10 protein-coding genes are annotated in these 13,901 nt (G+C 55.9%); 9 read left to right on the top strand and 1 reads right to left on the bottom strand.

From position 1 onward, the window contains the following. A partial coding sequence (gene aspS, locus G5358_RS17275) for an aspartate--tRNA ligase (protein WP_421324575.1) occupies nucleotides 1–1,383 on the top strand: 1,383 nt, incomplete at its 5' end. A gap of 102 nt (nucleotides 1,384–1,485) precedes the next feature. Next, entirely contained in the window at nucleotides 1,486–2,226 is a 741-nt protein-coding gene (locus G5358_RS17280) for a YebC/PmpR family DNA-binding transcriptional regulator (protein WP_005337681.1), read from the top strand. A 596-nt stretch (nucleotides 2,227–2,822) separates the two neighbouring features. Here G5358_RS17280 and adhE read toward each other — a convergent pair. Continuing rightward, a complete protein-coding gene (gene adhE / locus G5358_RS17285) occupies nucleotides 2,823–5,489 on the bottom strand; it encodes a bifunctional acetaldehyde-CoA/alcohol dehydrogenase (RefSeq protein WP_019446648.1) in 2,667 nt (888 codons plus the stop codon). Nucleotides 5,490–6,329: 840 nt separating this feature from the next. Here adhE and G5358_RS17290 point away from each other — a divergent pair. The 7 genes from G5358_RS17290 to G5358_RS17320 form a co-directional block, all read left to right on the top strand. Further along, nucleotides 6,330–6,965 carry a YchE family NAAT transporter gene (locus tag G5358_RS17290; protein WP_005337678.1) on the top strand — a complete coding sequence of 212 codons (636 nt, stop codon included), beginning with the start codon at nucleotides 6,330–6,332 and terminating at the stop codon, nucleotides 6,963–6,965. A 279-nt stretch (nucleotides 6,966–7,244) separates the two neighbouring features. Beyond that, nucleotides 7,245–8,864: an ABC transporter substrate-binding protein gene (locus G5358_RS17295; protein ID WP_216978442.1), complete on the top strand. Its 1,620-nt coding sequence runs from the start codon at nucleotides 7,245–7,247 to the stop codon at nucleotides 8,862–8,864. 98 nt (nucleotides 8,865–8,962) lie between these two features. Further along, nucleotides 8,963–9,883 carry an oligopeptide ABC transporter permease OppB gene (oppB, locus tag G5358_RS17300; RefSeq protein WP_069555437.1) on the top strand — a complete coding sequence of 307 codons (921 nt, stop codon included), beginning with the start codon at nucleotides 8,963–8,965 and terminating at the stop codon, nucleotides 9,881–9,883. Between the two features lie 14 nt (nucleotides 9,884–9,897). Beyond that, nucleotides 9,898–10,809, top strand: a complete 912-nt coding sequence (gene oppC, locus G5358_RS17305; protein WP_236345225.1) for an oligopeptide ABC transporter permease OppC — start codon at nucleotides 9,898–9,900, stop codon at nucleotides 10,807–10,809. Between the two features lie 54 nt (nucleotides 10,810–10,863). Beyond that, entirely contained in the window at nucleotides 10,864–11,844 is a 981-nt protein-coding gene (locus G5358_RS17310; protein WP_216978443.1) for an ABC transporter ATP-binding protein, read from the top strand. Beyond that, nucleotides 11,845–12,840 (top strand): murein tripeptide/oligopeptide ABC transporter ATP binding protein OppF, encoded by a 996-nt coding sequence (oppF, locus tag G5358_RS17315; protein WP_005337666.1) that lies wholly within the window; start codon nucleotides 11,845–11,847, stop codon nucleotides 12,838–12,840. A 303-nt stretch (nucleotides 12,841–13,143) separates the two neighbouring features. Then, on the top strand, nucleotides 13,144–13,901 hold a 758-nt coding region (locus tag G5358_RS17320), incomplete at its 3' end, for a TerC/Alx family metal homeostasis membrane protein (RefSeq protein WP_421324576.1).

The following is a 13,901-nucleotide window of genomic DNA, read 5'->3' on the forward strand; positions in this document are numbered from 1 at the left end:
CTGCGTCGTCCCGAGATGGCCAAGTACCTGAAGACCCGTGCCAAGGCCAGCGCCTTCGTACGCCGCTTCATGGACGAGCACGGCTTCCTCGATATCGAGACCCCGATGCTGACCAAGGCCACCCCGGAAGGTGCCCGTGACTATCTGGTGCCGAGCCGCGTGCACAAGGGCAAGTTCTACGCTCTGCCGCAATCACCCCAGCTGTTCAAGCAGTTGCTGATGATGTCCGGCTTCGATCGCTACTACCAGATCGTCAAGTGCTTCCGTGACGAAGACCTGCGTGCCGACCGCCAGCCGGAATTCACCCAGATCGACGTGGAGACCTCCTTCATGACCGCGCCGCAGGTGCGTGAAGTGATGGAAGAGATGATCCGCAAACTGTGGCTGCACATCCTGAACGTGGATCTGGGCGACTTCCCGATCATGACCTTCGACGAAGCCATGCGTCGCTACGGCTCCGACAAGCCGGACCTGCGTCTGCCAATGGAGCTGGTTGATGTGGCTGATCTGCTGACTACTGTCGAGTTCGCCGTGTTCGCGGGCCCCGCCAACGATCCGAAAGGCCGTGTGGCTGCCCTGAAAGTCCCGGGCGGTGCCGAGCTCTCTCGCAAGCAGATCGACGAATACACCAAGTTTGTCGGCATCTACGGTGCCAAGGGCCTGGCCTGGATGAAGGTCAATGAAGCGGCCAATGGTATCGAAGGCGTGCAGTCTCCGGTTGCCAAGTTCCTCTCTGACGCCATCGTGCGCGAGATCCTGGCCCGTACCGGCGCAGCCGACGGCGACATCATCTTCTTTGGCGCTGACAGCAAGAAAGTGGTTTGCGATGCCATGGGCGCCCTGCGTCTGAAAGTGGGTCGCGATCTGGGCCTGCTGGAGAACAGCTGGAAACCGCTGTGGGTCATCGACTTCCCGATGTTCGAGGAAGATGGTGAAGGTGGTCTGGCCGCCATGCACCACCCGTTCACCGCGCCGAGCAACATGAGCCCGGCCGAGCTGAAAGCCAACCCTGTGGGTGCTTACGCCAACGCCTACGACATGGTGATCAACGGCTACGAAGTGGGTGGTGGCTCTGTCCGTATCCACAACAGCGAGATGCAGTCCACCGTGTTCGACATCCTGGGTATCACCCCGGCCGAGCAGCGCCTGAAGTTCGGCTTCCTGCTGGATGCCCTGAAGTACGGTACCCCGCCGCACGCCGGTCTGGCCTTCGGTCTGGACCGTCTCAGCATGCTGCTGACCGGCACCGAAAACATTCGGGACGTCATCGCCTTCCCGAAAACGACCGCGGCCGCCTGTCTGATGACAGACGCCCCCAGCCTTGCCAATGCCGCCCAACTGGGTGAGCTGGCGATTGCAACCACCGTCAAGGGCGACGAGTAAGCCGATACCGGCACCGGAGGCCGCCGCCGTGCGGCCTCTGTGTTTCCCTTGGGTTAGTCATGATCAGTGTTACTGACATTTAAAAAATAACGGAGAGTCTCTATGGCAGGTCACAGTAAATGGGCCAACATCAAACACCGCAAGGCCGCTCAGGACGCCAAGCGTGGCAAGATCTTCACCAAACTGATCCGCGAAATCACTACCTCCGCGCGTCTGGGTGATGCCGATCCGGCCAACAACCCGCGTCTGCGTGCTGCGGTGACTGCCGCCCTGACCAATAACATGACCCGCGACACCATCAACCGTGCCATTCAGCGTGGCGCTGGTGGTGGCGATGGCGAACAGCTCGAGACCATCGTATACGAAGGTTACGGCCCGGCTGGCTCTGCCGTGATGGTAGAGTGCCTGACCGATAACCGTAACCGTACCGTAGCCGAAGTGCGTCACGCCTTCAGCAAGTGCGGTGGCAACCTGGGGACCGACGGCTCCGTTGCCTATCTGTTCAGCAAGAAAGGTCTGCTGACTTTCGTGGGCGTAGACGAAGATGCCCTGATGGATGCCGCGCTGGAAGCGGGCGCCGATGACGTGGTCACCGAAGAGGATGGCACCATCGAGGTGTACACCACCCCGAACGACTTCGGTACCGTGCTGGATGGTCTGGAAGCTGCCGGCTTCAAGGCCCAGAGCGCCGAAGTGACCATGATCCCCTCCACCGAAGCGGAGCTGGATGCCGAGACCGCGCCCAAGCTGATGCGTCTGATCGACATGCTGGAAGATCTGGACGACGTGCAAGAGGTGTATCACAACGGCTCCATCTCCGATGAAGTCGCTGCGACCCTCTGATCGCTGAATTGTGCTCTCCCGATGGCAGCCTGATGGCTGCCATTTTTTTATCTTTGCATCGTGGCAACTGCTGATGTGTCGGTTGAGCACCCGGTGCAACAACTCTCTTCCCTGACAATCTTTCCCGCTTTCTCTGCGAATTATCATTGATCTGTCCCTGCCAGTCGGTTGGCCCTGCACGTACGCCAGTCGGCAGTTCTGCTGCGTTGCGCTAGCGAGGCTCCGCTTATCCTGTTTATCACTCCTTTAGCTCTATAGATGGGGTTCAGTGCTCGCATCTGCCCGTCAGGGTAATTGCGTTGCGGGTAGGGGGAGGAGGTGATGGGACGTGCTCTTGTTATCACAGGTGGCCCATCAATACAGAGTCACAGGTTGGGATATCGATAGCGGATTGGCTGGGACGAGTTGGTTGGTTGGTTGGTTGGTTGGTTGGTTGGTTGGTTGGTTGGTTGGTTGGTTGGTTGGTTGGTTGGTTGGTTGGTCCGGAAGATAGGTGCTGCACTAGCGCAATCGGTTGGAGAGAGGAGAGCAGTGAATAAGTGGCAGATAAAAAAAAGCCCGCGCAGTGCGCGGGCTTGTTATTTCAGGACTGATTATCAGGCCTTGGATTTCTTCTTGCCTTCAACCTTGGCTTCAACCGGGGCAGCAGTTACCGGAGCGGCTTCGGTGAACGGACGACCGTAGTAGGAGTCCAGCAGAACCTGCTTCAGCTCGCTGATCAGCGGGTAGCGCGGGTTGGCGCCAGTGCACTGGTCATCGAAAGCTTCGATAGCCAGCTGGTCAACCTTGGCCAGGAAGTCAGCTTCAGTCACGCCAGCTTCGCGGATAGAGGCCGGGATACCCAGGGTAGCCTTCAACTCGTCCAGCCAGGTCAGCAGCTTCTCGATCTTGGCTGCGGTGCGGTCACCGGCAGCAGTCAGACCCAGGTGGTCAGCGACTTCGGCGTAACGACGACGAGCCTGCGGGCGGTCGTACTGGGAGAACGCAGTCTGCTTGGTCGGGTTGTCGTTCGCGTTGTAGCGGATGACGTTGCTGATCAGCAGGGCGTTAGCCAGACCGTGCGGAATGTGGAACTCGGCACCCAGTTTGTGAGCCATGGAGTGGCACACACCCAAGAAGGCGTTGGCGAACGCGATACCGGCGATAGTGGCAGCATTGTGCACCTTCTCGCGAGCGATCGGGTCGTTGGCACCGTTCTGGTAGCTGGACGGCAGATACTCTTTCAGCATTTTCAGGGCTTGCAGCGCCTGGCCGTCGGAGTACTCGTTAGCCAGTACGGAAACATAGGCTTCCATGGCGTGAGTCACGGCATCGATACCACCGAATGCACACAGGGACTTCGGCATGCCCATGACCAGGTTGGCATCAACGATGGCCATGTTCGGGGTCAGCTCGTAGTCAGCCAGCGGATACTTCTGACCAGACACTTCATCGGTTACTACCGCAAACGGAGTGACTTCAGAGCCGGTACCGGAAGTGGTGGTGATACAGACCAGTTCGGCCTTCACGCCCATTTTCGGGAACTTGTAGATACGCTTGCGGATGTCCATGAAGCGCATGGCCAGATCTTCGAACGCGGTGTTCGGGTGTTCGTACATCACCCACATGATCTTGGCAGCATCCATCGGTGAACCACCGCCCAGCGCCAGGATAACGTCCGGTTTGAAGGAGTTGGCCATCTCGGCACCCTTGCGAACCACAGCCAGGGTCGGGTCAGCTTCTACTTCGTAGAACACTTCCACTTCCATATTCTGTGCTTTCAGCAGGCTGACCAGTTCATCGGCGTAGCCGTTGTTGAACAGGAAGCGGTCGGTCACGACCATGGCACGTTTTTTACCTTCCAGGTCGCTCAGAGCGATCGGCAGGGAACCACGACGGAAGTAGATGGATTTCGGAAGTTTGTGCCACAGCATGTTTTCTGCCCGTTTTGCGACTGTCTTCTTGTTGATCAGGTGCTTCGGACCCACGTTTTCGGAGATGGAGTTACCGCTCCAGGAGCCGCAACCCAGAGTCAGGGACGGTGCCATTGCGAAGTTGTACAGGTCACCGATACCGCCTTGGGTAGACGGAGTGTTGATCAGGATACGCGCGGTCTTCATCTTGTCGCCGAAGTACTTGATGCGGTCAGCGTTGCGGTCCTGGTCGGTGTACAGACCTGAGGTGTGGCCGATACCACCGATGTTGACCATGTCACAGGCCATATCAACGGCGTTTTCGAAGCTGCTTGCACGGAACATACCGAGCAGCGGGGACAATTTCTCGTGAGCAAACTCATCTTCTGCACACAGCTTGACGCCTTCACCAATCAGGATCTTGGTATCAGCCGGTACAGTCACGCCTGCCATCTCGGCAATCTTGGTGGCTGGCTGGCCAACGATGTTGGCGTTCAGAGCACCGTTGATCAGGATGACTTTACGTACCTTGTCAGCATCTTCTTTGGAGAGCACGTGGCCCTTGTGGGATGCAAAGCGCTCTTTAACCTGGTCGTAGATGGCATCAACAACGATGACTGCCTGCTCGGAAGCACAGACCACACCGTTATCGAAAGTCTTGGACATCAGGATGGAGGCAACGGCACGCTTCACGTCGGCGGTTTCGTCGATAACGATGGGCACGTTACCGGCACCCACACCGATAGCAGGCTTACCGGAAGAGTAGGCTGCTTTCACCATGCCCGGGCCACCGGTGGCCAGGATCAGGTTGATGTCTTCATGCTTCATCAGGGCGTTGGAGAGCTCAACGGACGGTTGGTCGATCCAGCCGATGATGTCTTTCGGTGCACCAGCGGCAACAGCGGCATCCAGTACCAGCTTGGCAGCGGTATTGGTGGAGTTTTTGGCACGGGGGTGCGGGGAGAAGATAATGGCGTTGCGGGTCTTGAGCGCGATCATGGATTTGAAGATCGCAGTAGAGGTCGGGTTGGTGGTCGGAACGATACCACAGATGATACCTACCGGCTCGGCGATGGTGATGGTACCCATCTGATCATCTTCGCTCAGAATGCCGCAGGTCTTCTCGTCTTTGTACTTGTTGTAGATGTATTCGGAGGCGAAGTGGTTCTTGATAACCTTGTCTTCGATGATACCCATACCGGATTCTTCCACGGCCATCTGGGCCAGGGGGATACGGGCGTTGTTGGCGGCCAGGGCGGCGGCACGGAAGATCTTGTCTACCTGCTCTTGAGAGAAGCTGGCGAATTCACGCTGTGCTTCCTTAACGCGGGCGACCAGTGCATCCAGTTCAGCCAAATTGGTTACTGCCATGTTTATCTCCTGATTATTTGAAAACTGTTTAGTAAGACGTTGGCAATGCCCGGCAATTATAGTCGCCCTGTCAAGACGGTATGGTTGCAACACGGTTTTTACATGCCTTACTAAATCGCTTTCTGAGTCGATTATAGAGCGGGGCCGACTCAGAAAAACTTGATCTGGATCATGTGTAACAAAAGAACAAAAGAAATTTTCTTTCACAATCCTTGTTTGACCGATGTTATCGAAATGTACACCAAAGGGAAAGGTAAGAGGCCTGTTAATGCAGGGCAATAAACCACATTTATCAAGCGGTTAATTATTCCTCTTCATCTGGTTGCAGCACCAATTTGGCGCTATTAGTTAGTAAATATGAGTAGATAGGTTTCAAAATCATCGGCAAACGCGCTTTATTTCTGCATTTGTTGCGAGAATGATTGTTGTTTTAATCCATGACTAATCCGCTTTATTCCCCGAGGACGCCATTTCTGCCCGCTTTCCCGGTTTTTGCATTGTGGCTCTCTTGCCGAGTCAGTGAAGTGATGCATAGCCTGAAATAGTGGAAAGGCAAAGCTTGGATTCTCTCGAGTCGCTTGGTCATTCGGTCAGTCACCGTCGGACTCTCTGGTCATGATTAAGTAGACTTGCACTCACTTTTCTAACGCGTGTCGGGCGGTAGAAAGGGCTTTTGGCATCGGTTTATGCCAGTTAGCGTGGATGCATTAGATGAACTAACTAAAAAACCCTCAAAATGGTGAGATTATTTGATTGGTGCCCGCTCTGGCTATGATGTAAATTTACGCACGAAATTAATGGACTGGCCCGCTGGGCCCGAAACTCTATTGGAAGGCGCCTATGGCAGCAATTGACGTCTCGTTGTATCTGAAGTTTTTTGTCGGTTTGTTCGCAATCATTAACCCGCTTGGTCTGCTGCCAGTCTTTGTCAGCCTGACCAGCCACCATACCCAGGCCGAGCGGATGAAAACCAACACCACCGCCAATATCGCGGTGATGGTGATCTTGCTGGTCTCCATGTATATGGGGCAACTGATCCTCGATGGGTTTGGTATTTCGCTGGCGTCGTTCCGGATCGCCGGTGGGTCGCTGATTACCCTGATTGCCTGGTCAATGCTGCAGGGCAAGCTGGGCGAGGTGAAGCACAACAAACAGGAGAAGGGTGAACTGGCGGTGCGCGAGTCTATCGCCGTGGTTCCGCTGGCACTTCCATTGATGGCAGGCCCCGGTGCCATTTCCTCGGTGATTGTCTATGCCAGCCAGAGCCACTGGCAGCAACTGCTTGGCATGTCAGTGGTTGTCGTGGTCTTCTCCTTCTGCTCCTGGCTTATCTTCCGCGCCGCACCGCTGCTGTTCAAGATCATGGGTAACACCGGTATCAACGTGGTGACCCGTATCATGGGCCTTATCATGATGTCGCTGGGTATCGAGATCATGGTGGCCGGTATCAAGGGCGTTTTCCCCAGTCTGATGTGAGCCAGCTCCACTTTATGAAAGCCGGTCCTCGTGACCGGCTTTTTATTGGTTGCTTTTTACCCTGTCTTTTCTAGAATCGGTCGTTTGTGTGAAAAATGAGCGAGTTGCTGGTGTTTTAATACTGAAAAAACGCACATTAGCTGATTTTTTAACCAGGAAATGACAGTTACCCTAACAATATCTGTTGCATTATCAGAATTGGCAGGGAATTATGCTGGGAGCGGGTTTTATCACCGTCACTTTAAAAAACGCATGGAATGTTCTTGTTGGAGTAGGGAAATGACTCATAAAAAAACAATGATTAACACATTGCTGATGGCTGCACTGTTTGGTGGCGTCAATGTGGCTCAGGCTGCCGATGTCCCAGCGGGAACCAAGCTGGCGGATGTCCAGCAGTTGGTAAAAGGCAACGGTTCCGAGCCTGCGACCTTGGACCCACAGAAAGTTGAAGGAACGCCTGAGTCTGCAATTTTGCGCGACCTGTTTGAAGGTCTCGTGACATCCGGTTCGAAAGGGGAAGTTGTTCCTGGTGTCGCAGAGTCTTGGGAAACCAAGGATAACAAGCACTACGTCTTCCACCTGCGCAAAGATGCCAAGTGGTCCAACGGTGAACCGGTCACCGCACATGACTTTGTATATGCTTTCCAACGTGCAGTTGACCCCAAGACAGCCTCTCCTTACTCCTGGTATCTGGAGATGCCAACTATTGCCAATGCTACAGAGATCATTGCTGGCAAGAAGCCGGCTGATACGCTGGGTGTGAAGGCGACCGACGACTACACCTTCGAAGTTCAGCTCGAGAAGGCCATCCCTTATTTCGTAACCATGCTCTCTCATACCACCACTTATCCGGTACCGAAGAAGGTGATCGAGAAGTATGGTGAAAAATGGACCCAGCCGGGCAATATGGTAGGTAATGGTGCCTACGTATTGAAGGAGTGGGTTGTTAATGAGCGAATTGGTTTGGAGCGTAATAAAAACTATTGGAATGATGCGAAAACGGTGATCAACAAGGTTACCTATCTTCCGATCCAGTCCACCAACGCGGAGCTAAATCGCTTTTTGGCTGGTGAGATCGACATGACATGGAATGTGCCGATCGAACGCTTTAAGCAGTTGAAGAAAGATTATCCCGCGGATCTGAAGGTTGAAGGTCTGGTTTCTACTTATTACTACCAGTTCAACATCAAGAAAAAGCCGTTTGATGACGTGCGAGTGCGAACTGCTCTCTCTTATGCTGTCAATCGTGACGTGATTGCAGATAAAGTCATGGGACAAGGGCAAAAACCCGCATATGGGTTGACGCCTGACTATGTTGATGGTTTTAAACCGGTTGCTCCGGAGTGGTCAAAAATGACCCAGGCTGAACGTGACGCCAAGGCCAAGGCGCTGCTTGAAGAGGCAGGTTTCGATGCCAGCAAGCCGCTGAAGTTCGAGCTGCTCTACAACACCGATGACAACCACAAGAAAGTAGCTGTGGCCGTTGCCTCCATGTGGAAAAAACTGGGTGCAGAGGTCAGCTTGGTGAACCAGGAGTGGAAAACTTACCTCGAAACCAAGAAGCAGGGACAGTTTGACGTGGGTCGTGCCGGCTGGAGCGCCGACTACAATGAAGCCTCATCCATGCTGGATCTGATGCAGACCACTCACGGCAACAACGATGGCAAGTACTCCAATCCGGTGTTTGACAAGTTGATGACTGATTCTCGTGATCAGGTTGATGCGGACGCTCGCAACAAGCTCTATGTCCAGGCGGAAGAGATCCTGGCCAAGGACATGCCGATCATCCCGATATACCAATATGTTCAACCTCGGATGGTCAAAGCTTATGTTGGGGGTTACCCAAGCAACCCGCTGGATAACCTCTACAGCAAAGATATGTACATCATTGCTCACTGATTTAAAGCAACAAGTCGCATAACAAGCAGGGCCCGCCAGACGGCGGGCCTTTATTACAACCGCGACCTTTTGGAAGCAGTACAGGACAGGAAATGTCTATGTTGAAATTCATTTTTAAACGGCTATTGGAAGCGATCCCGACTCTGCTGGTCTTGATCACCGTCTCTTTCTTCATGATGCGTTTCGCCCCGGGTAACCCCTTTACCAGCGAACGTTCACTCCCCCCCGAAGTAATGGCCAACATCGAAGCCAAATACGGCCTCGACAAGCCGATCGGCATGCAATATCTCACTTACCTGGGCAACCTGGTACAGGGTGATTTGGGGCCCTCTTTCAAATACAAGGATTTCACCGTCAATGATTTGGTGAGTCAGGCGTTGCCTGTCTCCGCCAAGATCGGGACCACGGCCTTCTTCTTCGCCGTGTTGCTGGGGGTCACCTTCGGCACCATAGCGGCACTGAAACAGAACACCATTATCGACTATCTGCTGATGTCGTCGGCCATGGCCGGGGTGGTGATCCCGGGCTTTGTGCTGGCGCCCTTGCTGGTGCTGTTTTTCAGTATTCATCTGGGCTGGTTCCCTGCCGGTGGCTGGCAGGGTGGTGGCATCCAGTTTATGGTGCTGCCTGTGTTCGGCATGATGATGTACTACATCTCCGCTATCTCGCGGATCATGCGGGGCAGCATGATCGAGACCATGAACTCCAACTTTATCCGTACCGCCCGTGCCAAGGGCTTGCCGCTGCGCCATATCATCCTGAAACACGCGCTGCGTCCGGCCATGCTGCCGGTGGTCTCCTATCTGGGCCCGGCTTTTGTCGGCATCATCACAGGTTCCGTGGTGATCGAGACCATCTTCGGCCTGCCGGGGATCGGTCAGCTGTTCGTCAACGGTGCCCTTAACCGTGATTACTCCATGGTGCTCGGTCTGACCATTCTGGTCGGCGCCCTCACCATCACCTTTAACGCTGTGGTCGATATTCTCTACGCCTTCATCGATCCCAAGATCCGTTACTAATTCGGGAGTTCATCATGGTTGTTTCAACTGAAAAACGGGATGCCGTCGAGGCGTTCGCGCAAAAAGTAGAGGTGGTGGAGGGGCGCTCCCTGTGGAAGGATGCCCGTCGCCGTTTCCTGCGCAACAAGGCTGCTCTGACCAGCCTGATTATCCTGACCATCATCGGTCTGGCGGTCATCGTCGGCCCTCATCTGTCCCAATACACCTTTGACGATCCGGACTGGGGGGCCATGCAGTCGCCGCCGGATATGGAAGCGGGTCACTACTTCGGTACCGACAGTCTGGGGCGCGATCTGTTCGTGCGCACCCTGCTGGGCGGTCGCATCTCCCTGATGGTCGGCATCATGGGGGCCATGGTGGCGGTCATCATCGGCACTCTGTATGGCGCTGCCTCCGGCTTTATCGGCGGGCGGGTCGACAGCCTGATGATGCGGGTCCTTGAGATCCTCAACGCCTTCCCCTTCATGTTCTTCGTGATCATGCTGGTGACCTTCTTCGGCCGCAACCTGGCGCTCATTTTCATCGCCATCGGCGCGGTTAGCTGGCTCGACATGGCGCGGATCGTGCGAGGCCAGACCCTCAGCCTCAAGAGCAAGGAGTTTATCGAGGCGGCTCACGTCTGCGGCGTCTCCAAGTGGAAGATCATCACCCGTCACATCGTACCCAACGTGCTGGGGATCGTGGCGGTCTACGCCACCCTGCTGGTGCCCGGGATGATCATGTTCGAATCCTTCCTGAGCTTCCTTGGCCTGGGCGTGCAAGAGCCCATGACCAGCTGGGGTGCTTTGCTGGATGAAGGCTCCAAGTCGATGGAAGTGGCCATCTGGCAACTCCTGTTCCCCGCCGGTTTCATGGTGGTGACCCTGTTTTGCTTCAACTTCCTCGGGGATGGTCTGCGTGACGCCCTCGATCCGAAAGATCGTTAATAGCGCCTCGGATCGACAGGAAAACGTCACGAAAGATCGAGAAGGAGTTTTTATATGAAGTTACTGGATGTGAAAGATCTGCGGGTCGAGTTCAAGACCCCGGACGGCAATGTGGTGGCGGTCAACGACCTCAACTTCTCCCTCGCTGCGGGTGAAACCCTGGGGATCGTCGGCGAGTCCGGCTCCGGCAAATCCCAGACGGCCTTTGCCATCATGGGGCTGCTGGCCAAAAATGGCATTATTACCGGTTCCGCCAAGTTTCAGGGGGAGGAGATCCTCAACCTGCCGGAGTCCAAGCTCAACAAGATCCGCTCCGAGAAGATCGCCATGATCTTCCAGGACCCCATGACCTCGCTGAACCCCTACATGAAGGTGCAGGATCAGCTGATGGAAGTGCTGATGCTGCACAAAGGGGTGAGCAAGGCGGAAGCGTTCGAAGAGTCGGTACGGATGCTCGATGCGGTCAAAATTCCTGAAGCACGCAAGCGGATGGGCATGTATCCCCACGAGTTCTCCGGCGGCATGCGTCAGCGGGTGATGATCGCCATGGCACTGCTCTGCCGGCCGCAACTGCTGATCGCCGACGAACCGACTACCGCACTCGACGTGACCGTTCAGGCCCAGATCATGACTCTGATGAACGAGCTCAAGCGCGAGTTCAACACCGCCATCATCATGATCACCCATGACCTTGGCGTGGTCGCCGGTATCTGCAACAAGGTGCTGGTGATGTATGCTGGTCGTACCATGGAGTACGGCAAGGTAGACGATATCTTCTATCGCCCGAGCCACCCCTACACCGAAGGCCTGCTGCGCGCCATTCCCCGCCTCGATACCGAAGGGGAAGTGCTGCCCACCATCCCGGGCAATCCGCCCAACCTGCTGCGTCTGCCCACCGGCTGCCCCTTCCAGGAGCGTTGCCACCGTGTGAGCGAGATTTGCGGCCAGCAGTCACCGATCCTGACCCCGTTCAACGACGGTCGGGAGCGCGCTTGCCACTGGGTTTCGGATGCCATGAACAAGGGGGCCAACTAAATGGGTGCCGACAAAAAATTGCTGTTGGAAGTGTCTGACCTCAAGGTCCACTTCAGTATCAAGAGTGGCAAGGCGTGGCCTTGGGCCAAGCCATCCGATTTGAAGGCGGTCGATGGCGTGACCCTGCGCCTCTACGAAGGGGAAACCCTCGGCGTGGTGGGTGAATCCGGCTGCGGCAAATCGACCTTTGCCCGCGCCATCATCGGTCTGGTACCGGCCACCGATGGCAAGGTGGTGTGGCTGGGTGACGACCTTACCAAGCTAGATCAGAATGCCCTGCGCGAGAAGCGCAAAGAGATCCAGATGATTTTCCAGGATCCGCTGGCTTCTCTGAACCCGCGCATGACTATTGGCGACATCATCGCCGAGCCGCTCATCACCTTCTATCCCAACCTGCCACGGGAAGAGGTGAAGGAGAAGGTGCGCGCCATGATGAGCAAGGTGGGGTTGTTGCCCAACCTGGTCAACCGCTATCCGCACGAGTTCTCCGGCGGCCAGTGCCAGCGGATCGGGATTGCCCGGGCACTGATCCTCGAGCCCAAGATGATCATCTGTGACGAGCCGGTCTCGGCGCTTGACGTATCCATTCAGGCGCAGGTGGTCAACCTGCTCAAATCCCTGCAAAAGGAGATGGGGCTGTCGCTCATCTTCATCGCCCACGACCTGTCGGTGGTCAAGCATATCTCCGATCGGGTGCTGGTGATGTATCTGGGCAACGCCGTCGAGCTGGGGACTCGCAAGGAGATCTTCGCCAACCCGCTGCATCCCTACACTAAGGCGCTGATGTCAGCGGTGCCGATCCCGGACCCTGAGCTGGAGCGCAACAAGGTGATCCAGATCCTGGAGGGGGACTTGCCCTCACCGATGAACCCGCCGTCCGGTTGCGTGTTCCGCACCCGCTGCCCGGTGGCTGGCCCCGAGTGCGCCAAGACCCGCCCCGTGCTGGAGGGGAACTTCGATCACGCGGTCTCCTGCCTCAAGGTCGACCCGCTCTGATGGGGATGTGTTGAACCCGTTTGCGGGGCTCCTTGATGGGGCCCCGATTTATTTCTGGCGGTAGTGAAGATGCCTCTTGGCGTTATCTTTTACCGCTGCTACTATCCGCGCAACAAGGGGAGTAACTTCTCGCCGGTTTGTCGTCATTACGGTGCACCCATATCCTGCAGTGCACCCGGCAGCTGGGCAGTTGATGAAAATCAGCTGTAAGTGAGACCTTGCCGAGAGGCAAGGTGTATCTGCTCCAAACGCAAACCCACTGCCTCTCGGTCGTGGGTTTTGTCGTTTTTGGGAGAAGTGAAAATGGGTGAATGGTGGATGTGGACCGGTTTCTTCAGCATAGTGTTGGTCCTGTTATGGATAGACATACGCTTTGTTGGTGGCGGCAAGTCACACAAGGTATCTCTCAAAGAGGCGGGTGTCTGGTCCCTCATCTGGGTCAGCGTGGCGCTCTTGTTCAACCTGGCCATCTGGCTCTGGCTCGATCACAGCGCGGGCCGTGAGATTGCCAACCAGAAGGGACTGGAGTTCCTCACCGGCTACCTCATCGAGAAAGCGCTGGCAGTGGATAACGTCTTCGTCTGGCTGATGCTGTTCGGCTACTTTGCCATTCCGGCCGAGCTGCAGCGCCGGGTGCTGCTGTACGGGGTACTGGGTGCCATCGTGATGCGTGCCGGTATGGTGTTCGCGGGCAGCTGGCTCATCGAGCAGTTCCACTGGATCCTCTATCTGTTCGGCGCTTTCCTGCTGCTGACCGGTGCCAAAATGCTGTGGGCGGCCGACAAGGAGCCGGATCTCGCCAATAACCCGTTGCTGGGCTGGATGCGCCGTCGCTTCAAGGTGACCGAGACCCTGGAAGGGGAGAAGTTCTTCGTCTGGCGTGACGGTGTGCGCTATGCCACCCCGCTGCTGCTCATTCTGGTGCTGGTGGAGGTGAGCGACCTCATCTTCGCGGTGGACAGTATCCCGGCCATCTTCGCGGTGACCACGGATCCCTTCATCGTGCTGACCTCCAACATCTTCGCCATCATGGGTCTGCGTGCCATGTACTTCCTGCTGGC

The organism is Aeromonas sp. 604176 (assembly GCF_049170755.1).
Lineage (GTDB): Bacteria > Pseudomonadota > Gammaproteobacteria > Enterobacterales > Aeromonadaceae > Aeromonas > Aeromonas veronii_A.

What these genes read in the sequence shown, in the direction of transcription:
- G5358_RS17280 (WP_005337681.1), top strand. Translation starts at nt 1,486, where the DNA reads ATGGCAGGTCACAGTAAATGGGCCAACATCAAACACCGCAAGGCCGCT.
- adhE (WP_019446648.1), bottom strand. Translation starts at nt 5,489, where the DNA reads ATGGCAGTAACCAATTTGGCTGAACTGGATGCACTGGTCGCCCGCGTT.
- G5358_RS17290 (WP_005337678.1), top strand. Translation starts at nt 6,330, where the DNA reads ATGGCAGCAATTGACGTCTCGTTGTATCTGAAGTTTTTTGTCGGTTTG.
- G5358_RS17295 (WP_216978442.1), top strand. Translation starts at nt 7,245, where the DNA reads ATGACTCATAAAAAAACAATGATTAACACATTGCTGATGGCTGCACTG.
- oppB (WP_069555437.1), top strand. Translation starts at nt 8,963, where the DNA reads ATGTTGAAATTCATTTTTAAACGGCTATTGGAAGCGATCCCGACTCTG.
- oppC (WP_236345225.1), top strand. Translation starts at nt 9,898, where the DNA reads ATGGTTGTTTCAACTGAAAAACGGGATGCCGTCGAGGCGTTCGCGCAA.
- G5358_RS17310 (WP_216978443.1), top strand. Translation starts at nt 10,864, where the DNA reads ATGAAGTTACTGGATGTGAAAGATCTGCGGGTCGAGTTCAAGACCCCG.
- oppF (WP_005337666.1), top strand. Translation starts at nt 11,845, where the DNA reads ATGGGTGCCGACAAAAAATTGCTGTTGGAAGTGTCTGACCTCAAGGTC.